We start from the raw sequence: 21,676 nt of genomic DNA, 5'->3' as shown, positions 1-21,676 counted from the left end.
GAATCTTTTTCAATTATTTTGTTGAAAAGAATCTTCATTTATTCACTCATTCATAAGAAAAAGGAAGGTACGAACATGAAAAAAACAGTTTTCACCATGTTAATGGCAGTCATGATGTTATTTGCTTTAGTAGGCTGCTCTGATGAGTCATCAACAAAAGTAAATAAATCTGCCGGCACTTCAGAAACTGAAACTGAAACTGAGTCTGAAACAGCATACCCAATCACAATTAAGCACGCTTTAGGAGAAACGGTGATTGAGAAAAAACCTGAACGTATTGTGACAGTTCAATGGGCAAACCATGATGTGGCATTAGCTTTAGGTGTTGTACCGGTTGGCTTCTCGGCAGCAAATTTTGGTGTGCAAGATGACAGCGGTTTATTACCTTGGACAAAAGAAAAGTTAGATGAGCTTGGTGTAACAGATCCAAACGTATTTATGGATACGGACGGCCTTGATTTTGAAGCCATTTCAGATGCAAAGCCAGATGTTATTCTAGCCTCTTATTCAGGTATTACTCAGGAAGACTATGATTTATTAACACAAATCGCACCAGTTGTCGCATACCCAACAGCTCCGTGGGCAACTACTTGGCGCGAACAAGTAGAGCTCAACTCTAAAGGGATGGGTATGGAAGAAGAAGGTAAACAACTGATTGCAGATGTTGAAAAGATGATTGCTGAAAAATTAGAAGCATATCCACAAATTGATGGTAAAAAAGTGGTTTGGGTAAACTTCTCTGAGCAAGACCTATCCCAGTTACATATTTACACACCTGTGGATTCACGTGTTGCTTTCTTACATGAATTAGGCTTGTCTGTTCCTGAAAGCATTACAGAATTAATTACAGATCCAACAAGCTATTCATTAAATTTAAGTGCTGAAAACACAGAAGCTTTATATGATGCAGACTTAATCGTCGGTTATGGGAATGCAGACTTGTTAGCTGCTATCCAGGCTGACCCATTGCTTGGCAAGATTCCAGCGGTTGAACGAGGTTCAGTTGCATTTATTACAGCTGACACTCCATTAGTAGCTGCCGGAACACCTAACCCTTTATCCATTGAGTATACAATTGATGAATACCTAGAATTAATTGGCGGAGCAATCGATAAGATCAATGAATAATTCTTCGGTTTTGGGTAAAAAAAACGACTTTCATTTACCGAAAAACTTTAAAATTACGCTGATAGTGTTAGTGCTATTACTAATTGCTAGTATTGCAGCTTCACTGCTCTTTGGGGCTAGAGCAATCAGCATGCAGGAATTGGTGGATGGATTATTTTATCCGGACCGGGATTCTCATGGTGCGAACATTATTAGAAAACGCGTTTCTAGAACGATATTTGCTCTGTTTTGCGGAGCAGCTCTAGGGGTTGCGGGTGCGCTTATGCAAGCGGTTACCCGCAACCCTCTTGCCGACCCAAGTATTCTGGGGGTAAATACAGGCGCTTCGTTATTTGTTGTTTTCGGTATAGCTTATTTAAATATTACGTCTGCAAATCAGTATATTTGGTTCGCATTGATTGGTGCCGGTCTGACGGCTATTTTTGTTTTCGGAATCGGCTCGTTAGGAAGAGGCGGAGCTACACCAATCAAGCTTGTTCTTGCTGGAGCGGCAACGACAGCTGCCCTATCTTCGCTTGTAACAGCTATTATGATACCGAGCACTTATGCAATGGACCAGTTCCGATTTTGGCAAATTGGCAGTGTTGGTTCAGGTACTTGGGACAGCATTGTCACGTTTATTCCCTTTTTACTCGTAGGTCTTGGTATTGCATTTATCACAGCTCCAGCATTGAATGCTTTAGCACTGGGCGATGAAGTTGCATCGAGTTTAGGCGTGCATCCAACTTTCCTGCGATTTAGTGCTGCACTAGGCGGTGTTCTGCTATGTGGGGCTGCAACGGCTTTAGCCGGCCCAATCGGGTTTATCGGACTTCTTTCAACTCATGTAATGCGCCTCATTTTAGGACCGGATTTACGCTTTGTTATTCCGATGTCCGCTTTATCAGGAGCTATTATTTTAATTATTTCTGATTGTTTAGGCCGGGTAATCGGCAGTCCTGGAGAGCTTGAAGTGGGCGTTGTTACTGCCTTTATCGGTGCACCAATCCTTATATTATTAGCAAAGAAATCGAAAGTGCGGTCATTATGAAAAATGAATCTATTGAAATTAACTTTATACGTTCAGGGATGCAAAAAAGACGTAGACGCTGGTTACTTGTAACGGGTATTCTTACGCTCAGTACAAGCTTCTTATGTTGTCTCATGCTCATGCTCGGAAATACAATTTATCCTGTAAATGAAGTCGTTCGTTCCTTATTTGGAGAGCAGATTCAAGGTGTTACATTTGCTGTGAATACGATTCGTTTCCCTCGTATGCTGGCTGGTTTATTTGCCGGTTTTGCCTTTGGGGTAGCGGGTTATATTTTTCAAACAATGCTGCGCAATCCCCTGGCAAATCCTAACGTACTGGGGATTACATCCGGATCGAGTGTAGCAGCTGTATTTTGTATAACAGTACTTCATTCAAGTAATACAGTTGTTTCGATTGCCTCTGTAATAGCAGGTCTTGCCACCGTCATTGTGATGTATGTCTTATCAAAGGGCAAAGCCTTTTCAATCGGACGCCTTATATTAATTGGTATCGCCATTCAAGCTATGCTAGATGCTGTTATTTCTTATTTAATGCTCATAAGTGCGCAGCAAGATATTTCTGCAGCACTTCGCTGGCTAAGTGGCAGCTTAAATGGATCTCAATTAACCGAACTTCCCCCGCTTATGGTAGCGGTTCTTATTTTAACACCAGTTGCAATCATGTACGGGAAGCAATTGAGTATACTGGAACTCGGTGAACAAACCGCATCTTCTTTAGGTATTTCAACAGATAAAACACGACTCATCTTAATTGTATGTGCCGTATTTTTAGTTGCCATTGCCACGGCTACGACAGGTCCGATCGCCTTCATTTCTTTCCTTGCTGGTCCTATTGCAAATAGATTAGTCGGTGTTGGTGCATCCAATATTATTCCAGCTGGCTTGGTCGGTGTGAATATCGTATTAATCGCTGATTTAATCGGCCAATTTGCGTTTGAATATCGCTTCCCTGTTGGTGTAATCACCGGTTTAATAGGTGCTCCTTATTTAATCTATTTACTTATTAAAATGAATCGCAAAGGAGAATTATAATGGATAAGTCGCACTTGTTTCGAGCAGAGCACCTGGCAGCCGGCTATGAAGAAAAAACTATACTACACAATATCAATTTAGAAATTCCAAGCAATAAAATGAGCGTGATTATCGGCTCAAATGGCTGCGGAAAATCTACATTACTGAAAACATTAGCAAAATTGATTAAACCTTCACAAGGTGATATTACGCTAGATGGCAAGGCAATCAGAAAAATTCCACCAAAGAAATTAGCTCAAATTCTAGGCGTCCTGCCTCAATCACCAATCGTACCTGAAGGCATTACCGTTGCTGATTTAATTGGACGTGGCCGTTTTCCACATCAATCATTATTTAGCGGCTGGACAAAAAAGGACTATGAAGCAGTGGCTGAGGCAATGGAGATTATGAAGGTAACTGAATTTGCAGATTTAGATATCGATGAATTGTCCGGGGGGCAAAGACAGCGTGTTTGGATTGCAATGGCTCTCGCGCAGCAAACGGATATTTTGTTCCTTGATGAACCTACAACATTCCTCGATATTACCTATCAGGTAGAGATTTTGGATTTGTTGACGGATTTGAATAAAAAGTATGGTACAACCATTGTAATGGTATTGCATGATATTAATTTATCCGCGCGGTATGCAGATTATATTTTTGCCATGAAGGATGGACAATTAGTGTCTGAAGGGTCGCCAAAGGAAGTGATTACCGACTCATTAATTAACGACATTTTTGGTATGAACTGTGTCGTCATAGACGATCCTGTCTCCCATACACCGCTTGTCGTACCAATTGGGCGGTATCATTCGCATACTCATGTTAAATAACCCTAGCTGCTTTATCATTGTAAAGTAAAAAAAGAGAAATGAAGGCGACTCTTCATTTCTCTTTTTAGTAACCCCGATCGATAAATGGTACAACTTATCCAGCTGCAGTATCTTTTGGCGCTTTGCCCTTTTTCACTTCAATATAAATGAATATGATGACCTTCCTTTTCATAAATGCTGAAATAGTATCCTTGGTGACAAATTGAATTAAATAGACTTAAATCTTATACATATTGAAATGGCAGTATACTAATCAATAAAAAGCCTGCAGCTCAAGCTGGAGGCTAAATTTATGATTCTTATTAACAATAAATGGATCTCCAATTGTTTATCTCTATGTTAACTACGTAAAATTAAGGGCGGTATTCCTCCTAAACGAGTTTCATAATCACCCTCCCGAAAGTTCCCAACTAGCCTACGGTAAACAAATGTGTAGCTTGGCCATATAGATGCATTTCTTCCAGTTTGATCGATATACCAGCTTGTACATCCACCCTTCTCCCATACGGTGTCCTTTAGCGCCAAAGCTGTTTTTTCAACAAAGCGCTGCTGTGCTTCTCGTTTAGGTTCGATAACATCCAGTCTTTTTGCACGCATATGTTTCACTGCTTTCTGAATGTGCACTGCTTGTGCCTCCATCATCAGCAGAACTGATGAATGACCGAGACCTGTGTTTGGCCCTTGCATGAGGAATAGGTTCGGAAAGTCCGGTACTGTAATCCCCAAGTAGGCTTTCGGACTGCCATTCCAAACCTGTGCAAGTGTCTGACCTGCTTTCCCGTACACATACTCTGTTAAAGGGGCGTTCGTTACTTTAAAGCCTGTCCCATATATTAAAATATCCACATCTATAAAATGACCGCACTTATCGATTATGCCATCGGCTACGACTTCTGCAATGCCATTTATGTTCACTTCCACATTCGGCTGAGCGAGGGAAGGATAATACGTATTTGACAATAGAATGCGTTTACAGCCGATCTCATAGTCTGGTGTCAGCTTTCTACGCAAATTAGGATCAGAAATGGCACTGAACATATGTGATAACGCCTCTTCCTTTACCTTTTGCATCATCCTTGGGTGCTTGAAACCGAGTACCATGAATTCGCGTGCTGTATAGATCTTTAACCGGTTGGCTCGCTGGAGTAATGGGACATACCGGAATAGCCTTTTCTTTGTCTCGCTGATCGGGCTGTCTAATCGTGGAATGACCCATGCCGGTGTACGCTGGAATACATGAAGCTGCTGGACTTCCGGCTGGATTTCTGGAATAAATTGAATAGCTGAAGCTCCCGTGCCAATGACCGCAACCTTCTTGTTTGTCAAATCAAGGTTTGCCGGCCACTGCGCAGAGTGAAAACTTTGGCCTTTAAATTTTTCGATCCCATCCAACTTCGGAATTGATGGATCGCTTAATGCACCAAAAGCCCCTATCACCATTCTCGCTCGATATTCTCCTTCGTTCGTCTGGATATGCCAGATCCCCTTTTCTTCCTGCCAAACCATCTTCTGCACCTCATGATGAAAGCGTATAGAATCCAACAGACCGAACTGTCCAAAACAATCTTGCAAATAGCTGTGAATTTCGGGCTGTCCTGCAAAGCTATGACTCCAGTCTGGATTTTGAGCAAAGGATAGGGAATATAGATGAGACTCCACATCGCAGGCGCATCCTGGATAACGGTTGTCCCGCCAAACTCCCCCAATATCTCCGGCACGCTCCAAAATAATAATGTCATTTTCTCCAATTTGCTGTAACCTGACTGCAGCAATGAGGCCTGCAAAGCCGCTTCCGATGATAATAAATTTTGCATTTGTAGATTGCGTCATCTCTCCACACCCTTTTTTCTTTTGAATGAGTAGGCTGTTTCCTATATGTTAAGTCGCTTTTCTGTTATTACCTAAAGCTTAAAAAATCCTTTTCTTGAATCCAGTCACAATCGTTTCATTATATTCGCTGAAAAACCTAGTTATTCTTTTCCCCACGCGAATAAGAATAAGCCCGAAAAATGTCTTATTAATAGTGTTGGTATACCTCATACTGATAAATGGACAACTTCCGGATTAAAAACTTAAAACACCTTGCTGCGGCTGGGCAAGGTGTTTTTTAGTAGAAACAGTCTATTACTTTTCGCTGTCCTGTTTCTTCACATTATAAATCCTGTCGATAAGCGGTGGATGAGAGTAACGGAACCATTTGACGAGAAGCGGTGGATTTGACTCACTCAAGCTGGACTTGGCAAGTGCCTGGAATGTAGAAATCGCATCCTCTTCATTTTTTACAAGTTCAAGAGCATATTGATCGGCCAAAACTTCCTCATGACGAGATACCATATTTGACAATGGATCAGATGCAAAAAGAATGACGGACGATAGCAGTAAATAAAGTGGTAATGAATGGAGTTCTTGGATTCGTTTAATACGAAGTGTTTTGCCGTGCTTTCGAATTAAGCGGTTCATGATTTTCGCCACGAGCCAGAAAGATACGAACGTAATAGCGAAATAAAGAATCATTCCACGATAAACATCCTTCTTCACATAATGTCCCATTTCATGCGCCATCACAAAGAGGATTTCCCCTTCAGACAATTGTTTGAGGGTCGTATCCCATAGCACAATACGTGTATTACTGCCGATGCCGGTTACATAGGCATTCATCGTATTTGTCTGCTCAGCCATCTTCACCTCATATACATGCTCTGCCGGTATACCTGCCTGTCCGGCAAGGGTTAAGATTTTTTCCTCCAGCTGTTTATTCTCGATTGGCGTAAAATCATTGTATAACGGATCAATGATTTCAGGTTTTACGAATAAATAAAACAGCATAAGTGGAATCGTCAAAATCCACACATAAAGCCACCAGCGCTTGATGCTTCTCCGGATGAAGAAGTAAATAATGCTTACTATCATAAACGCCCAGGCAAAATCAAAGCAGAAATCGATTGCATTATGCTTCAGCCATTCAGCTGCAGGCTGTGTGCTGAGTCCATATTGCATTGATATCCAATGTGTCAAATAGCGCAGCGGCAGCATGAGAAGAGATGTTGTAAATGTTAAAAAGAACAGGTAAACGACCGTTTGTCCCACAACCCATTTCGAGGTTCTCTGCCCCCAGCGTTCAAACACCCGAGAAAGGCCGGTTATTAAAATAACAATATAAACAAGCCATTCAAACGGTGTAATGATGAAGTAAAGAAAATTCCTTGTTTTTGAATACCCTTCACTTAAATAAAGTTCTCGCTGTGACATGAATGTACTAGGATCAGCTACAGTTCCTCGTAAAGCATCCGGTACCCCGCTATTGTCACTTAAAAAAATATAAGCAAACATGGCAACTGCATAGACAACGTACAATAATAAGGCCCTGACAACCCACTTGGTTTTCATTTCATCCTCTTTTCATCGGTAAAGTGGTTAAAGAGCGGCCGACGCTTGTCTCAACGCTCATTCAATTTTACCGTTGAAAAAGTGAAAATATGAGGATTTCTTCATTAAATATCATAAATTTTATAATAAAATACCGTTGCATGCAGCGTGCCGTCTTCGGATTTCGCATACATGGGAATCCTGCCAGCTTCAATAAAGCCAAGGGATGAATAGAGGAGATTAGACGGATCACCTTCTCTCGTATCAAGAGTGACTAAGGATCTTTTCTCCAGTAACAACCTCTCCTCAGCAGCCTTCATCAATAATCTAGCAATGCCTTTTCTCCGGTAGCCCGGATGTGTCATTAACTTTGCAATTTCTGCCCGGTGAAGGCCGTTTTGTTTTGTACATAAATCTAGTTGAACTGTCCCTGCAATTTGACCGTCGATCTTCGCAGCGAAAACAATGATATTTGTCTGTAAAACACTCCTCCAATATGCTGCAGCATCCTCATATGAGAGCGGCGGCAAAAATCCAACAGATGCCCCATCATGGACAACTTTTATTAGCAATTCAGCCAGCTCATGAGCATAATCTACTGCTGTATCTACCTGTTCAATCATAATTGCATTTCCCATAAACAACACCTCTTCATTAATAATGATGTGAATTCCCATTTTTTCTTCTTTTTAAGAATTTAAAAAGATTGCCCGACAGGACAATCCTAGCATATCTCACTATTATTACAGATTCTCAACACCCTTTGGATAGAATGCTGAACTTCATCATTTAATGTGAAGGTCATGAATGTCTTTATATCTATCGTGGAGAGAGCATCGTTTACTAGCCTAAAAGCGGGCTAGTATAGAGATGAATCGGTACATCCTTGTTAATCAAAAATAAACCGACACATCCGAACTACCATTCGAGGGATAAATAAAATAACAGGCATAATAAAACTCTCAAAAACCGGAGCTATAAACTCTCCAACCACTATTTCTAGAAAACTTTCACTATCATATTCTTTTTGTTTTTTCTTTTTCTTTTTCTTTTTTGAGTTTGCCGTCATGTAACCACCTACCGGAATTAATTTTATTTCAAATAATTGTAAATATACTCTTATAGTAACCGACATTCCCCTTACTCATCAACTCTCAACACCTCGTATTTAAAACCTAGATATTGATAATTCTGTTTACGGTACATATCCTTTGCCGTATCTTCCCCGTCTGCGACCAGAATGATAGTTTTATCTGCGAAATGATCCATAACAAACTGCTGAATTTGACTTCCAATCCCGTTTCTTTGCATCGATTTTAAAACAAAGAAGTTATCGATTTCCACGATTTCCGGATGTTCAATTAAGTGTAAAAATCCCGCTGGCACTTCATCAACATAAGCAATGACAAAATGTCTGTCATTGCGTATAAAAAGATGCTGAAGCTGCTCTTTCTTTTCCTTTGCAAAATTAATACCGTAATGTAAATCTTCTTTATAATTCAGCTCAAGTGTAGCCTCTAGCTCATCTTCTGTTACAAATTGTACCTTTACTGCTGGGTTCCCCGTAGATGAAAATTTATTTGGTTCTATAGAATAGAGTTCCAAAAAACCAATTGAATAGCCCTCACGTGTTAGATACTCTGCTATTTCCCCGCTGATTTTTTCATTTGGAGGAAACGTAAACTTTAAATGATTCTGCCTATATTGTTTGTGATAGTTATGTAATAGCTGCTCAATTTCTTTAAACTCTCGTAAATTCGGCATCTTCTTGAAATCAATTAAATTACTGTCATAACGGCTTAACATGTCAGGAGTATGGTATTGTCTATACAATTCTTTTTCGTTTAAAAGATTTCCATCCCGATTAATATGATCAAATGTAATCATCTTTCTCTTCAACCTCTATTCTTTTTTTAAAAACAATATACTAATTAAATTGTGCCGCATATTACAGCGGCACTTATTTAACACCGGTTAATCCGTCAGGTGTCGAAGGTTTGAGGACGCCAAACTCTTAGCCAGCCTGCTGTCTTTTTCTCACGTTCTTTATTTTCTTTTTATTCCTTTTGACACCTTTTTCTGTTTACGTTTTGCTTCAAGCTTGTTTTGAGTATTTAGCTTTTTTTCGAGGAAGGCAATTTCCTTGCCAAGCTTTAAATAGCTCTGAAGCCTTGCTGTTTCGAGCTCCCCTTCTTTAATTGCTCTCTGGACAGCGCAATGAGGTTCTTTACTATGTGTGCAGTCACGGAATCGGCAATGTGCAGCAAGTGCTTCAATATCCCTGAAACTGGCGTCTAAACTTTCTCTTTGATCCCATAGCTGCAATTCGCGCATGCCTGGTGTATCTATCAGACATCCTCCAGAAGGCAGCATCAACAGCTCCCGGTGAGTTGTTGTGTGGCGTCCCCTAGCATCTGATTCACGTATGGATGATACTTTCATTGAATCATTTTCCATCAGAGCATTTGTTAATGAGGATTTCCCGGCGCCTGAAGAGCCAAGTAATGCCGCTGTTATGCCTTCTTGAAGAATTCCCTTGAGCTGTGCGATTCCTTCATTAGTGACCATACTTGTCAAAATATACTCAATACCCGGCGCATTACGCTCTATATCCATGATGAAAGGAACTGAATCATCACATAGATCTGCCTTAGTCAGCACAATAACAGGCTTTGCTCCGGAATCCCAGGCGGCCGTTATATAACGCTCCAGCCGGCGGATATTAAAATCATCGTTCAAGCTCATCACAAGAAATACGATATCTACATTGGCCGCTACAATTTGCTGTTCAATTTCTCTTCCTGCAATCTTTCGAACAAATGCGGAATGTCTCTTTAAAAGCTGATGAATAACAGCTTTTTCCTCTCCGGGCATCTTCTCAACGATTACCCAATCCCCAACAGCCGGGTAATCCAGTCGATTACTTGTTTCATAGGCAAAATGGCCAGAAACGGTTGCCAGCCACTCGCCTTGTTCGCATAGGACACGATACGAATGTTTATGCTCTAATATGATACGGCCAACTGAACGATTTTGCTGCCCGTCGATTAACTGTTCCTCAAAAAATGTTGTAAAACCAATTTGACTTAATTTCAACTGTACGTCCTCCTATTTATAAGAAAAATAAAAAACCTGTAACTGCAATTCAGCAGTTACAGGTTTACAGACGCACAGGGAAAAATTGCATAGTTAAACTATACAATACAGGCTTGTGAACATGAACTGGTTGAATTGCAGTTTCGCGAATCGTCTATTGTTCATCATGTCACATCACCTTCTTTCCATAATTTACATTAACTATACATTTCTTCAATTCGGTTGTCAATAAATGATTTGAATTTTATGTCCGCTTTCCAAGCGAAGAAATCACTATTCTTTAACAGCCAATTCACTTTCGATAAGCCATTTATAGTTTGTTACTTCTTCTCCGTTTGACGAAGTATAATCAACCATATAGACATTTATATCCTCTGCCGATTCAATCACTGCTGTAGCACCTTCCATGCCTTCCATGTGATTTGCACTGATTACAACCTCTGTACCTGGCTCTAACGGAGCTTCTTCTCCCGTTAGCAATTCTTCATGAACAACCCATTTATAATCTTTCACAGGCTCACCTTCTGTCAACGGTGTGTAAGAAACCATATAAACCGTCGTTCTATAGGCACCTGTTACCTCTCCTTGGGCACCTTCCATGCCCTCCATGTGATTTGCGAGAATTGTGACTTTATCACCCTCCTGGAAAGCCGGATCATCTGCCTTCATTAACTTTTGAGGAACTTCTTCTGGATTATCCTGATGCAGCTGCGAATGCTCGGCATTTTGATACTCCTCTGTTGAATCATCTGCATTGCTTTCTGTATTTTTTTCGTTCGCGTTCTCATCATTACCGCCGCATGCTGCAAGTAATCCCGCACTTAAGAAAGCGCCCGCTAACCATTTTTTGTTCATCATAGTCCACTCTCCTCTGTCGATTCTTGATTCAACTACCCTTTCCCCTTCAATTAGGCAACTAAAACGTAAACAGGCAGGTTCGGAATCTCTTTCTTGGATGATCTCTCCTTGTTACAACTCTGCTAGAAGGGCTCGCCAGCTTGGCGGCTATTTCACCTGTTTCTCCATTAAAATGCCCAAGGTGGATATTATTGATACATCTCGCGTTTTTAAATATGTAAAAAAGCTGTCTACGAATCTTGTAGACAGCTGCTTTTATTAACAGGTTATTTTTAAGTATTGTTCTACAATTGTAATTCAATATGATGGGCACTTACATATGTATTATTACCAATTTGAAGCGATGCTTCTATATCTACAATTGCTAGACTCGACAGTATCCCATCTTCCGTTTAAAAATAAAGTGTACGAATTGCAGCTTCCTTCCTCCTTAGCTGAAATTTATATTGTATTTCATGTTTACAACAAAAGCGCTCCTGAATAGAGGCGCTTCAGGCTGAAGACAAACTCAAAGAAATTTTAAATTGGCTTCAGTCTTTTTTCTATTTACAATTCATAGTAAGAAATCGTCGATTTCCGCTCTAGGCGCTACGCTTACCACGGACACGGCCTTAGCCTTCTCCCTCGCTGCGCTCAGTCCGGGTGCTTCAGCTCGTGCTGTTCCCTTTGGTGTCTTCGCGCCTGCCACTTCAATACTTGTATCAGCTACTGAAAAAGGGTGGCCCTTCTATATTTCTTACTATTCTGAGGTGATGATAACTATGATGACGAAAAACCAAATCAATGAACACGAACAACTTGAAATACTGACAATTGACCAGCTTGTACCAATGGACCATCTGTTTCGCAAACTGGATGCTGCCATTGATTTTACCTTTATCTATCCATTAGCAGAACATCTTTACTCTGCTGTTGGACGACCAAGCATCGATCCTATCGTATTGTATAAAATGACATTTGTTCAATATACATTTGGTATCCGTTCGATGCGTCAAACAATCAAAGAAATTGAAACGAATATGGCGTATCGTTGGTTTTTAGGTTTCGGTTTTCATACAGAAGTTCCACACTTCACCACCTTCGGTAAGAACTATGTTCGTCGTTTTGAAGAGAAGGATATTTTCGAACAAATTTTCTACCGGATTCTAAAAGAAATTATGGAGTATGGTTTATTATCAGAAGAGTACGTGTTTATTGATTCAACCCATGTGAAGGCCAGCGCCAACAAACGGAAGTACAATAAAAAAGTCGTACGTAAGGAAACACGTGCTTATGAAGAGAAGCTCCAGGCGGAGCTAAATTTGGATCGGGAGGAAAATGGGAAGAAGCCTTTTCCCCCGGAGAAGTTCGAACGCGAGGAAATGAAAGAAATCAAAGAGAGTACCACAGACCCCGAAAGTGGCTACTATGTGAAAGATGAGCGTACAAAACAATTCGCCTATTCCTTTCATACAGCGACAGACGTAAAAGGTTTTGTATTGGGGACGATCGTTACACCTGGGAATGTACATGATAGTCATCTGCTGCAGCCATTAGTTGAAAAGGTCATTGCCCATATTGGAAAACCTGTTGCTGTGGCAGCGGATGCTGCCTAATATGAGATGAAAGCGTCTCGTAGAGGCGACTCACAAAGAAAACTCAGTTGAAAATTACATTCAACTACCTGAGAAAATGACAAAATGCCTTGAGGGTCCGTCCCTCAAGGCATTTTGTCTTCACTCTGAAGCGCCTCTGAATAGAGGCGCTTAATGTGTTCATTACGGTATAGTCTGTATTCAATTCTGTAGTTGAGATCTGTTATTATGCAAATACACTTACAATTTGCAAAGGGATAGAAATTTTTACTCTTCATTTAACGTTCATTCAATGCAGCTTACTTCAAAAATCTTCGTTAAAGCATTGGTGTAGAGGCAAAGCTAGGCTAATTACTAACAGACGAACGCATAAACGAAGCTGATAGAAGGTTAAAGGGTTACTGTCTTGCTAACTATACCGTAACGTGAACAAATCTACTATAACATAAATATTCTGATAATTTAAGCGAGATGCCTAGAAGAAACTTTCATAACTTTTAGTTGTAATTATTACGTACTTTCCCTAAAATTCGTTATACTAATACAAGACTGATGTAGTATGGAGGTTTGTATGCTAAAGATAAAAAATATCGATTTTATTAAAGTGGTCTATGATGAATCTCTTTCCCATAATATATTTTCCATTGCGAATATTACTTTTTCGAATTATGAACCAATCTTCGGAGCACTTCTCTATTGGCAGAAAAATATGGACGATAAGGCATTTACGCCTGAAGGTGATTATAAATTCTTTTATGATATGGCGAACGTAACGTATTTTGCTTCGGTAAAATTCCCTAAGCATGTAAGGCTGACACGAGATCAGCGCCAAGAGCTTGCTTATATACTATTAGAGGAAAGAGGCTCAGTCGGTTCTTACAGCTTTGCTACACATGCTGGAAGAAAGAAGGGATATCCAGTTGAAGAAAGATTTCAAGAACTCGACTTCCCTGATGATTTTGATGTGACAGCGGTGCCTGCGTATGTTAAATCCGTTGTGACAAAGGTGGATCTGGATATGATTTTACATGAGTATCCAAACTATGATCAGGTATTTGTGGCGCAGTATGCCAAGTGGCGCTACCAAGTAGCACAGATGCATCCAAATGATCTAGAAGCTTATTTACCTTCTATTGATTTCAGTGTCATTTGTGCTATTAACCCATATTTGACGGAGGCATATTTGATCGATCATCTTTCTTCTGTAGACTTCGAGATGATCGCTAGTAACTACCCGGTTCTTAGCCGATTATCAAAGCCTTTCCGTGATTATATGTATACACAGTTAGAACCGGAGCTTGCAAAGGAACTTGAGGAATTTCTTGAAGCGGACGGAGAGGATGGCGAGGTGGAAGATATTCTCCCTTCCTTTGAAGAAGAAGAGGAAATGGCTGAGTTGGAGTTTTTTGAATATGACCGCGGAACAAGTAAATGGCCCGGCAGTGAGCATCTTGTAAAAGGAATCCCTTCCCTGGCATCACAATTATATGATCGATTTGGTTATAAAAAATTAACAAACAGAGAAATGGACCAGAAATTCTCAGCCTACTCAGAGAAACAGCTTGAGCTGATTAGCTATACGTTAGAGCAGCACTGGATTCACCGTTACCGAGAAATGCTTGACTGGTCGCTAATTTGCGAACATAACCCTTATCTAACAGAAGATTTTTTAGAGGCACATATTAAATATGTGGACTTTAATGCCTTAGGTAATAATACGGAATGCGAGCTTTCTGAAGGCTTTATGGATAAGCATATGAATAAATTCAATCATCAAAAGCCCGTTCCTCTTGTTATACGTCATCTGACAGAAACGCTCTATTTAACACATAAGGATAAAATTGTAGTGAACAGCCAGCTGCTGAACGAATATGGTGACTTGCTGGATGATGAACAATTCCTATTGCTGCAAAACTTGATTGAACCATAAGCCGATTTTTACAGCAGTTGTTGATATTACCTGTGCAGTATCTTCTATCATATGGAAAATTATAAAGAAAACAGACCTGCCGAGAAATCTATAACTTTCTGGGCAGGTCGTTTTTTTACTTGCTTTTATTATTTCATGATTTTCTCATAAGTTTCGACAATAAAGCTTTTATATTTTGAATCGGCAAATGATAAACAACCGTTATGTGCATAAAGAATATCCTGCTTGGCCCGCTCGTGATTGCCAAGCGTATGATAGGCTGCCGCTCTGATGGCAAATCCAAAATAAAGATAAACTAAATCAAACGGGTGGTATTGGAATTCCGGCAAGTAAAGTGTTGCTAATACATCTATCGCCTGCTGTGCTTCAGCAAGCTGCCAATGTGCATATGCCTGCTCTACTTGGAAAAGTGGGGAGACTAATGAGCCCTTCCCTCGCTTTTCTTCCAGTATAGGTAAAAAATCCTCTAATAGCATAATCGTCTTCCGATAATCTTTTTCGATGTAATTTGCGTAATGTGCAGTTGCATACATTAAAAACGTGTGCATTTGGAAATTCTGCGCAAGTTCATCGAGTAAACGAAGCTTTGTTAAGTACAACTGACTCTTTTCTTGATCCTCCATTTCAACAGCACGGGAGAACATCAGCCGATAAAAGTCTTCCAGCCTATAGTAAATGCGGTTACGCTTGGATAACTCCATCGCCTTACTTGTATACACCTCTGTTTGTTTAGAATCATTTAACGCACCGTATGCTAGAGCCAAATTGTAATATAAATCAAGCTTTACTAAATCATCCACCATAAATTCATGGTCATTCATCACCTGTTCACCTTGGAGAAGAAATTCGAGTACTGATTTATAATCCCTCTCTTCGTAGGCGTTCCAGCATAAGAAACTGTAGCCTTTTATGACGTATGTAAATGCATGGACTTCTTCGTATTTTCCAAGGATTTTTTTGTATTCCTGTAGATCGAATCCTAATTTCAGCTGACGTCTTGCACGCATCCATAAATCCATCAGCCGCACTTCTTCGAAATAGGAACCTTGTATTCTATCCATTTGAGGCGCTAATAGAAGAAGCAGTTCTTCTAGGATTTCTTCTTGTGTTTTCTCCCGGAAAACATCGGTTGCTTCTTTCATCATTTCTTCTGCCTGTAACAATAACGCACGTTTTTGTTCAAGTGATTGATTATGGAGTAAAGCCGTCACTTCCACTTCTAGCTGCCCTGCTATATAGCGAAGACTTTCCATGGATGGCTGAGCTTTTCCGTTTTCAATCAAGCTCAGCATGCCCTTTGTCAATCGATCGCCAGCCAACTGTGCAAGAGTCAATTTCTTTTCTTTACGTAATTTTTTTATCGTTCCACCTAATTCATTCATTCACTCACCTCTTTCTTCATCATAACAAATTTTAATATTTTTAAACATTTTTATGTAAAAAGTTAAAAGGGGAATTCTAAATGTTTAATTTTATTTAAAAATAATTGACGCTTTTTGAATATTGAACATATAATAAGTTTAATAAAATTAAACAAAATGGAGTGATAAAATGTTTGCGTCATTAACGAGGAGTTTATGGATGTCATTTACCTTTTTTGGATGGAAAGCGGAACAACAGCAGTCTAGTGCCTCAATGTCGATCCAGTATGAAGAAAAGGGAGAAATGGGTATCCAAGAAGCGTATAACCCTTATCGCCGTTCTCTGTATTAAAGTCTATATACACTTTGCTTCGATTAGAAAAGTACAATCGAGGCAGAGCTTGTTTTTAGCAAGGCTGTACTTATTGCAGGCTATAAAAAAAGCGCCGTATACTCATACGGCGCTTTCCTATGTTAACTTTGCGGATGGAGAGATTTTTCAATGTGATGAATGAAGTCGGTTACGTTAAGTGGTTTACTGAAATAGTAACCCTGTACATACTCACAGGAATAATTTTTTAATATTTGGAGTTCTCTTTCTTCTTCTACCCCTTCAGCTACAACGGCTAAATTCAAGGCATGGGCAATTTTAATGATTGCTTCTACCATGGCAACGCCCGTCTCTTCTTTGCTTATATTTTGAATAAATGAGCGATCAATTTTTAACGCGTCTATGGGGAATTCTTTTAAATAGCTGAGCGAGGAGTAACCCGTTCCAAAATCATCGATTGAAATAGTAATGCCCATCTTTTTGAGTTTTAGAATTTTATGAATAAGATCGCTGTTTTGATCCATCATGCTCATTTCTGTAATCTCAATTTCAAGATGATGGGGATCCAATGCAACTTCCTCTATGATTTTCTGCAGCCGTTCCACAAAGGTCTGTTCCGCTAAATGCTTTGGCGAAATGTTCACCGCCACACGAAGGTTTGTATTATATTGGTCATTCCACTGCTTCGCCTGCATCGCTGCTTTTGTAAGTACCCATTCCCCAATGTCAGCAATCAGCCCGCATTCTTCTGCAAACGGGATGAATTGATCAGGCGGAACAAACCCTAGTTCTTCATCTGTCCAGCGAATAAGGGCTTCCATTCCCTCCATCTTTCCTGTCTCCACAGTAATTTTCGGCTGATAATGTAATTCAAAAGCGTTATTTTGAAGCGCATGGTGTAGTTTCGTTTCCAGCATTAGCAATGAATCATTGATACCATTTAAATCGGCTGAATAAATGATGGAGATGTTCCCGTTCTTCTTTTTGGCTTCATACATGGCGATATCCGCGCATTTAATTATGTCAGATACCGAATCACCATGAGCAGGGAAAAGGCTGATTCCAATGCTTGCACTTGAATAAAATTCATATCCTAAAAAGCTGAAGCTTTCTTTAAAAATCGAAAGCATTCTTTCCGCCATTTCCTCTACTTGTGTGACATCTTTTAGAATGTACACGAATTCATCACCGTTCAGTCGATAAAACCTATCTTTTTGACTGTCTATAGTCTGCAGGCGATCCGAGATTTCTTTTAAAAAAAGATCCCCTACTTTATGGCCAAGACCGTCATTGACATTTTTAAAGCGATTGATATCCAACAGCAACACAGCAAAGGATGTATCAAGCTTTTTGCATTCCTTCACATCTTCTTTCAGTCTTTTCAATAGACTGCGTCGATTTGGTAAACCAGTTAAGTCGTCGTGATAAGCAATATGTGTTATTTGTTGAATGTTCTTTTGAGCCGTAATGTCTGTACGAATGGAGATATATTGATAAGGTTTACCACGGTCATCCATGAATGGAACAATCGTTGTCTGGACCCAATAGAGCGAACCATCTTTCGCACGATTGCAGATTTCACCGTGCCATGTCTTTCCTTTTCCTATTGTCTTCCACATATTTTTAAAGAATATTTGGGGATGGTAACCTGAATTTAAAATACGGTGATCCTGGCCGATCAGTTCGTCATGCGTATATTTTGATATCGCACAGAATCGATCATTTACAGATGTGATAATGCCTTGTTTATCTGTAATTGCTACAATAACGGCTTCATCTAGTGCTGATTTCATATCTTCTAATTCAACAATTGATAATTCAAGCTTTTCTAATGCTTTTGACTCATTCAAAGTTTGCATAAATTTCTCCCCATTCCCACATACTGACTCAAAACTCTTTATTTTATTATAATCCCACCACTTTCCAAATACAATAACTGTGAGAATATTAATAGTTTATAAAAAATGATCTATTACAAAAGAATTAATCGGAAACAAAGGTTTATGAAATCAACTTCTATAATCGTACCTAGCTTATACGTAAAATAGTAGTTTATCCTTGGAGCACCTATTATCCTGGAAATAATAACAGCCTTACTGAAAACTATTGTTCAGTAAGGCTGTTATGTGGCATCAGTGACTGGCGTATTCATCATGACTCCTTTTCCGCTCTGCCGATTCATTATAGGCATGAAGCTGCTCCTGGGATAAATTTAATATATAGTAACGAAAATTAATCGGTTCCAAATCATGCTTTTCACAGGCCTTCCTGTATGTTTCATAGCCATGGCGATAGTCATTCATCCTTCATTGCTTCCTTTCTTTGTGCGTGCTTGTTCATTAAAAGCATTTAATTGATCATGCGATAGCTGCATAATATAATAGCGGAAATTGATCGGCTCTAGCCCGAATTGTTCACATCTTTCACGATACACTTCATAACCCTCTTGATACATTGTCATGTGAAATGACCTCCTTGTACTATAACAGTTTTTATATTATGTAATTAATATAGTACAGAGAAAAGGCGGTGTCAATAATATTCAAAAAATTTTTATAAAAGTTTATTTCCTTTTTTACTATTGCCCTATTCATTTGATTTATTCAGCAGAAAGCAGCAACTGTAAATAAAAAAGGACTCCGTTATATAGACGGAATCCCATTTCGTTATAATATAGTACTGCTTGCAGTGGTTTTTCGAATAAGCACTTGGTACACCTTTTCTATTATAAATACGAGTATGAAAATAACTCCAATGATTGCTGCCATCATCCCGGCTATAGAAGTATCGAGCCATTTTGCTATATAATAGCCAGCAAAAGCTGCGATAGTGCCGAAACTAATACTAAAAACAAACATTTGCGGAACTGATTTGCTGATTAGGCAGGCAGTCGCTGCCGGACCGATAAGCATCGCGACAACTAAAATGGCTCCGACACTATCAAATGCTGACACGGTCGTTAAAGAAATAATCGTCATGAATCCGTAATGCAAAACGGTAATCGGCAGGCCAATTGATACGGCATAGATCGGATCAAAGGTAGAAAGTTTCATTTCCTTAAAAAATAGAAGCAGGAACCCTATGTTGATGACCAAGACCAACAACAGCATCCAAACGGCTTTAGGCATGGCAATGTTAAATAGAGTCCATTTATCCCAAGGTACAAAAGCAATTTCTCCCATCAGTACATGCTCTACATCGAGATGAACATTTCCCGCAAATAGAGTGATTAGCAGAACACCTAAAGCAAAAAGGGATGTAAATGTTACACCGATCGCAGCATCCTCTTGAATCCCAGACGTTTGCAGCAGCTGAACGAAGTACGCCGTCAAAAGCCCTGCACACGCTGCACCGATCAGCATCCAAAAACCGTTCAGTGTCTGTGTAATGAGAAAAGCCATAACAATACCGAATAGTACCGTATGACTGATGGCATCTGCAATCATGGACATTTTCCGAAGCACAAGAAACACACCAGCTATGCTGCAGGTTATACCGACTAAAATACCTGTTAGAATAATCCATAATTCAATCATGATAGATCCCCTTGCTTCCGAAATTTTGCTCTACGAATATACTTGCTGAACTGGCCTGATTTTGGACTGAATAAATAGGATATAAAGAATACCCCGGAGGCAAATAAGACGATAATCGGTCCTGTTGACAGCCCTGTTTCCAATGAGCTGATATACGTCCCGGCTACCCCGGCCAAACCGCCTGTAAATCCGCTGAACAAGAGCATGGTGTGCAGTCTGGACGTCCATAGTTTTGCACTTGCTGCTGGAATAATCAGCATGGCAGACATCAGGATTACGCCTACAGCCTGTATCCCTGTCACAATCGTCATAACAATGAGAGCGGTCAGTCCTGCTCTTAAAAAATCAATAGGCAACCCGATCCCTTTTGCATATAAAGGGTCAAAAATTATAAGTTTCCACTCTTTATAGAATAGAAGACTTACGACGATAATGATTCCAGCACTGATCAATAACCAGTTTAAATCCGACTTTGTCATCGTTGCAGCCTTCCCGAAAATAAAGTCGTTCAGCCCGCTTTGGTTGCCAAGCGGACTCCTGTTCACGATGGTTAGTAAAACAATTCCTACACCAAAGAAGACTGCGAGGACAAGTCCAATCGCGGCATCTGCTTTCAGCTTCGAGTACGCAACAATCCACTGAATGCAATATACAGAGAGTACGGAGGTAATAGCCGCCCCAATCATGAGAACGGGCAGCTCCTTTTGACCTGTCAGTAAAAAAGCAAGCGCAATCCCCGGGAGTGCAGCATGCGCAGCTGCATCTCCTACAAGGCTTTGTTTTTGGAGGAAGGAGAAGGTTCCGGTAATCCCTGCAGCAATCCCTAATAGCATCGTACCGGTCAATACCCAAAGCAAATTTCCAGATAACATAGTTTCCCTCCTAAATTGTCTCCATCAAGAAAAGGTGTCCGCCATATGTTTGCTGCACATTTTCGAGTGTAAAGACTTCTTCTGTCTTTCCAACTGATAAAATAGAACGATTTAACAGAATTGTATAATCGAAATACTCCTTTACCGTTTGAAGGTCGTGATGAACAACAAAAATGCTTTTTCCTTGTTCCTTTAAGTCTTTCAGGATATCAACCATTGTTTTTTCTGTCGCTGCGTCAACACCGGCAAATGGTTCATCAAGGAAATAAACTTGTGCATTTTGAGCTAAAGCCCGAGCTAAAAACACACGCTGCTGCTGTCCACCTGAAAGCTGGCCGATTGAGCGGTTTGCAAAGTTCTGCATACCTACACTTTCCAGCGCCTGTATAGCTGCTTCTTTGTCCTGTTTTGTTGGCCGCCTGAATAATCCTCTCTGGCCGTATCTCCCCATTAGTACGACATCAAATGCTGTTGTAGGGAAATCCCAGTCCACTGCGTTTCGTTGCGGAACATAGCCTACTGTAAGACTTTTTGGGTTAAATGGTTTCCCAAGAATCTCTACGCTCCCTGACTTATTGTGAAGCTGGTTTAATATCGCTTTTAGAAAGGTAGATTTCCCTGCCCCATTTGGACCAATAATCGCTGTTAAATGTCCTGAAGGCACCGAAATAGTTACATTTTCCAAGACAACCTTTTTGTCATATGCAACTGATAAATTATGAACCGTTAAAGCTTCCATTTTCTTCAC

20 protein-coding genes and 1 pseudogene are annotated in these 21,676 nt (G+C 40.0%); 7 read left to right on the top strand and 14 right to left on the bottom strand.

What is annotated here, in order from left to right; genetic code table 11:
• The first annotated feature begins 75 nt into the window (after nucleotides 1–75).
• Genes AA0Y26_RS11185 through AA0Y26_RS11170 form a run of 4 tightly spaced genes read left to right on the top strand, consistent with a single transcriptional unit; the run spans nucleotide 76 to nucleotide 4,004 of the window.
• Nucleotides 76–1,128, top strand: a complete 1,053-nt coding sequence (locus AA0Y26_RS11185; protein ID WP_413367873.1) for an iron-siderophore ABC transporter substrate-binding protein — start codon at nucleotides 76–78, stop codon at nucleotides 1,126–1,128.
• A complete protein-coding gene (locus AA0Y26_RS11180) occupies nucleotides 1,121–2,158 on the top strand; it encodes a FecCD family ABC transporter permease (protein WP_413367872.1) in 1,038 nt (345 codons plus the stop codon). Before AA0Y26_RS11185 ends, AA0Y26_RS11180 begins: the two co-directional genes overlap by 8 nt.
• On the top strand, nucleotides 2,155–3,192 hold the full coding sequence (locus tag AA0Y26_RS11175; protein ID WP_413367870.1) for a FecCD family ABC transporter permease: 1,038 nt from the start codon (nucleotides 2,155–2,157) through the stop codon (nucleotides 3,190–3,192). The genes AA0Y26_RS11180 and AA0Y26_RS11175 overlap by 4 nt, the downstream gene beginning before the upstream one ends.
• The gene (locus AA0Y26_RS11170) at nucleotides 3,192–4,004 is read left to right on the top strand and encodes an ABC transporter ATP-binding protein (protein WP_413367868.1); all 813 of its coding nucleotides are present in this window, start codon (nucleotides 3,192–3,194) and stop codon (nucleotides 4,002–4,004) included. The genes AA0Y26_RS11175 and AA0Y26_RS11170 overlap by 1 nt, the downstream gene beginning before the upstream one ends.
• Nucleotides 4,005–4,343: 339 nt before the next feature.
• Here AA0Y26_RS11170 and AA0Y26_RS11165 read toward each other — a convergent pair whose 3' ends face one another.
• The 7 genes from AA0Y26_RS11165 to AA0Y26_RS11135 form a co-directional block, all read right to left on the bottom strand.
• Entirely contained in the window at nucleotides 4,344–5,834 is a 1,491-nt protein-coding gene (locus AA0Y26_RS11165) for a flavin-containing monooxygenase (RefSeq protein ID WP_413367866.1), read from the bottom strand.
• A 294-nt stretch (nucleotides 5,835–6,128) separates the two neighbouring features.
• A complete protein-coding gene (locus tag AA0Y26_RS11160) occupies nucleotides 6,129–7,391 on the bottom strand; it encodes a M48 family metallopeptidase (protein ID WP_413367864.1) in 1,263 nt (420 codons plus the stop codon).
• A gap of 104 nt (nucleotides 7,392–7,495) precedes the next feature.
• On the bottom strand, nucleotides 7,496–8,008 hold the full coding sequence (locus AA0Y26_RS11155; protein ID WP_413367862.1) for an N-acetyltransferase family protein: 513 nt from the start codon (nucleotides 8,006–8,008) through the stop codon (nucleotides 7,496–7,498).
• Nucleotides 8,009–8,259: 251 nt separating this feature from the next.
• On the bottom strand, nucleotides 8,260–8,505 hold the full coding sequence (locus AA0Y26_RS11150) for a hypothetical protein (RefSeq protein ID WP_413367860.1): 246 nt from the start codon (nucleotides 8,503–8,505) through the stop codon (nucleotides 8,260–8,262).
• A gap of 5 nt (nucleotides 8,506–8,510) precedes the next feature.
• Complete coding sequence (locus tag AA0Y26_RS11145) at nucleotides 8,511–9,257, bottom strand: GNAT family N-acetyltransferase (RefSeq protein WP_413367858.1); 747 nt, start codon at nucleotides 9,255–9,257, stop codon at nucleotides 8,511–8,513.
• Between the two features lie 159 nt (nucleotides 9,258–9,416).
• The gene (gene rsgA, locus AA0Y26_RS11140; RefSeq protein WP_413367856.1) at nucleotides 9,417–10,466 is read right to left on the bottom strand and encodes a ribosome small subunit-dependent GTPase A; all 1,050 of its coding nucleotides are present in this window, start codon (nucleotides 10,464–10,466) and stop codon (nucleotides 9,417–9,419) included.
• A 273-nt stretch (nucleotides 10,467–10,739) separates the two neighbouring features.
• The gene (locus tag AA0Y26_RS11135; protein WP_413367854.1) at nucleotides 10,740–11,324 is read right to left on the bottom strand and encodes a YdhK family protein; all 585 of its coding nucleotides are present in this window, start codon (nucleotides 11,322–11,324) and stop codon (nucleotides 10,740–10,742) included.
• Between the two features lie 761 nt (nucleotides 11,325–12,085).
• On the opposite strand from AA0Y26_RS11135, the pseudogene AA0Y26_RS11130 reads away from it, so the two are divergent.
• Both AA0Y26_RS11130 and AA0Y26_RS11125 read left to right on the top strand, forming a co-directional pair.
• Nucleotides 12,086–12,916, top strand: a pseudogene (locus AA0Y26_RS11130) (transposase); the annotation flags it as partial.
• 553 nt (nucleotides 12,917–13,469) lie between these two features.
• Nucleotides 13,470–14,828 (top strand): nucleoside-diphosphate sugar epimerase, encoded by a 1,359-nt coding sequence (locus AA0Y26_RS11125; protein WP_413367852.1) that lies wholly within the window; start codon nucleotides 13,470–13,472, stop codon nucleotides 14,826–14,828.
• Between the two features lie 128 nt (nucleotides 14,829–14,956).
• Here AA0Y26_RS11125 and AA0Y26_RS11120 read toward each other — a convergent pair whose 3' ends face one another.
• The gene (locus AA0Y26_RS11120; protein WP_413367850.1) at nucleotides 14,957–16,210 is read right to left on the bottom strand and encodes a helix-turn-helix domain-containing protein; all 1,254 of its coding nucleotides are present in this window, start codon (nucleotides 16,208–16,210) and stop codon (nucleotides 14,957–14,959) included.
• Between the two features lie 199 nt (nucleotides 16,211–16,409).
• Here AA0Y26_RS11120 and AA0Y26_RS11115 point away from each other — a divergent pair, with 199 nt between their 5' ends.
• Nucleotides 16,410–16,541 carry a hypothetical protein gene (locus AA0Y26_RS11115; protein WP_413367848.1) on the top strand — a complete coding sequence of 44 codons (132 nt, stop codon included), beginning with the start codon at nucleotides 16,410–16,412 and terminating at the stop codon, nucleotides 16,539–16,541.
• A gap of 122 nt (nucleotides 16,542–16,663) precedes the next feature.
• On the opposite strand, the gene AA0Y26_RS11110 is transcribed toward AA0Y26_RS11115, so the two are convergent.
• The 6 genes from AA0Y26_RS11110 to AA0Y26_RS11085 form a co-directional block, all read right to left on the bottom strand.
• Nucleotides 16,664–18,379: a putative bifunctional diguanylate cyclase/phosphodiesterase gene (locus AA0Y26_RS11110; RefSeq protein WP_413367845.1), complete on the bottom strand. Its 1,716-nt coding sequence runs from the start codon at nucleotides 18,377–18,379 to the stop codon at nucleotides 16,664–16,666.
• A 273-nt stretch (nucleotides 18,380–18,652) separates the two neighbouring features.
• Entirely contained in the window at nucleotides 18,653–18,823 is a 171-nt protein-coding gene (locus AA0Y26_RS11105) for a transcriptional regulator (protein WP_413367840.1), read from the bottom strand.
• A complete protein-coding gene (locus AA0Y26_RS11100; protein WP_413367838.1) occupies nucleotides 18,820–18,981 on the bottom strand; it encodes a transcriptional regulator in 162 nt (53 codons plus the stop codon). The genes AA0Y26_RS11105 and AA0Y26_RS11100 overlap by 4 nt, the downstream gene beginning before the upstream one ends.
• A 205-nt stretch (nucleotides 18,982–19,186) precedes the next feature.
• The gene (locus AA0Y26_RS11095; protein WP_413367836.1) at nucleotides 19,187–20,056 is read right to left on the bottom strand and encodes a metal ABC transporter permease; all 870 of its coding nucleotides are present in this window, start codon (nucleotides 20,054–20,056) and stop codon (nucleotides 19,187–19,189) included.
• Nucleotides 20,053–20,928 (bottom strand): metal ABC transporter permease, encoded by an 876-nt coding sequence (locus AA0Y26_RS11090; RefSeq protein WP_413367834.1) that lies wholly within the window; start codon nucleotides 20,926–20,928, stop codon nucleotides 20,053–20,055. Before AA0Y26_RS11090 ends, AA0Y26_RS11095 begins: the two co-directional genes overlap by 4 nt.
• Nucleotides 20,929–20,938: 10 nt before the next feature.
• Nucleotides 20,939–21,667, bottom strand: a complete 729-nt coding sequence (locus tag AA0Y26_RS11085) for a metal ABC transporter ATP-binding protein (protein WP_413367832.1) — start codon at nucleotides 21,665–21,667, stop codon at nucleotides 20,939–20,941.
• Nucleotides 21,668–21,676 lie beyond the last annotated feature (9 nt).

Source organism: Lysinibacillus canaveralius (genome assembly GCF_047301505.1).
Classification (GTDB): domain Bacteria; phylum Bacillota; class Bacilli; order Bacillales_A; family Planococcaceae; genus Lysinibacillus_B.
Note: the sequence above shows the minus strand (reverse complement) of the source record. Positions and strands in the feature narration are given on the sequence as shown.

Excerpts from the sequence above, each read along its gene's own strand:
- AA0Y26_RS11185 (WP_413367873.1), top strand. The coding sequence starts at position 76 with ATGAAAAAAACAGTTTTCACCATGTTAATGGCAGTCATGATGTTATTT.
- AA0Y26_RS11180 (WP_413367872.1), top strand. The coding sequence starts at position 1,121 with ATGAATAATTCTTCGGTTTTGGGTAAAAAAAACGACTTTCATTTACCG.
- AA0Y26_RS11175 (WP_413367870.1), top strand. The coding sequence starts at position 2,155 with ATGAAAAATGAATCTATTGAAATTAACTTTATACGTTCAGGGATGCAA.
- AA0Y26_RS11170 (WP_413367868.1), top strand. The coding sequence starts at position 3,192 with ATGGATAAGTCGCACTTGTTTCGAGCAGAGCACCTGGCAGCCGGCTAT.
- AA0Y26_RS11165 (WP_413367866.1), bottom strand. The coding sequence starts at position 5,834 with ATGACGCAATCTACAAATGCAAAATTTATTATCATCGGAAGCGGCTTT.
- AA0Y26_RS11160 (WP_413367864.1), bottom strand. The coding sequence starts at position 7,391 with ATGAAAACCAAGTGGGTTGTCAGGGCCTTATTATTGTACGTTGTCTAT.
- AA0Y26_RS11155 (WP_413367862.1), bottom strand. The coding sequence starts at position 8,008 with ATGGGAAATGCAATTATGATTGAACAGGTAGATACAGCAGTAGATTAT.
- AA0Y26_RS11150 (WP_413367860.1), bottom strand. The coding sequence starts at position 8,505 with ATGTCGGTTACTATAAGAGTATATTTACAATTATTTGAAATAAAATTA.
- AA0Y26_RS11145 (WP_413367858.1), bottom strand. The coding sequence starts at position 9,257 with ATGATTACATTTGATCATATTAATCGGGATGGAAATCTTTTAAACGAA.
- AA0Y26_RS11135 (WP_413367854.1), bottom strand. The coding sequence starts at position 11,324 with ATGATGAACAAAAAATGGTTAGCGGGCGCTTTCTTAAGTGCGGGATTA.
- AA0Y26_RS11125 (WP_413367852.1), top strand. The coding sequence starts at position 13,470 with ATGCTAAAGATAAAAAATATCGATTTTATTAAAGTGGTCTATGATGAA.
- AA0Y26_RS11120 (WP_413367850.1), bottom strand. The coding sequence starts at position 16,210 with ATGAATGAATTAGGTGGAACGATAAAAAAATTACGTAAAGAAAAGAAA.
- AA0Y26_RS11115 (WP_413367848.1), top strand. The coding sequence starts at position 16,410 with ATGTCATTTACCTTTTTTGGATGGAAAGCGGAACAACAGCAGTCTAGT.
- AA0Y26_RS11110 (WP_413367845.1), bottom strand. The coding sequence starts at position 18,379 with ATGCAAACTTTGAATGAGTCAAAAGCATTAGAAAAGCTTGAATTATCA.
- AA0Y26_RS11105 (WP_413367840.1), bottom strand. The coding sequence starts at position 18,823 with ATGAATGACTATCGCCATGGCTATGAAACATACAGGAAGGCCTGTGAA.
- AA0Y26_RS11100 (WP_413367838.1), bottom strand. The coding sequence starts at position 18,981 with ATGACAATGTATCAAGAGGGTTATGAAGTGTATCGTGAAAGATGTGAA.
- AA0Y26_RS11095 (WP_413367836.1), bottom strand. The coding sequence starts at position 20,056 with ATGATTGAATTATGGATTATTCTAACAGGTATTTTAGTCGGTATAACC.
- AA0Y26_RS11090 (WP_413367834.1), bottom strand. The coding sequence starts at position 20,928 with ATGTTATCTGGAAATTTGCTTTGGGTATTGACCGGTACGATGCTATTA.
- AA0Y26_RS11085 (WP_413367832.1), bottom strand. The coding sequence starts at position 21,667 with ATGGAAGCTTTAACGGTTCATAATTTATCAGTTGCATATGACAAAAAG.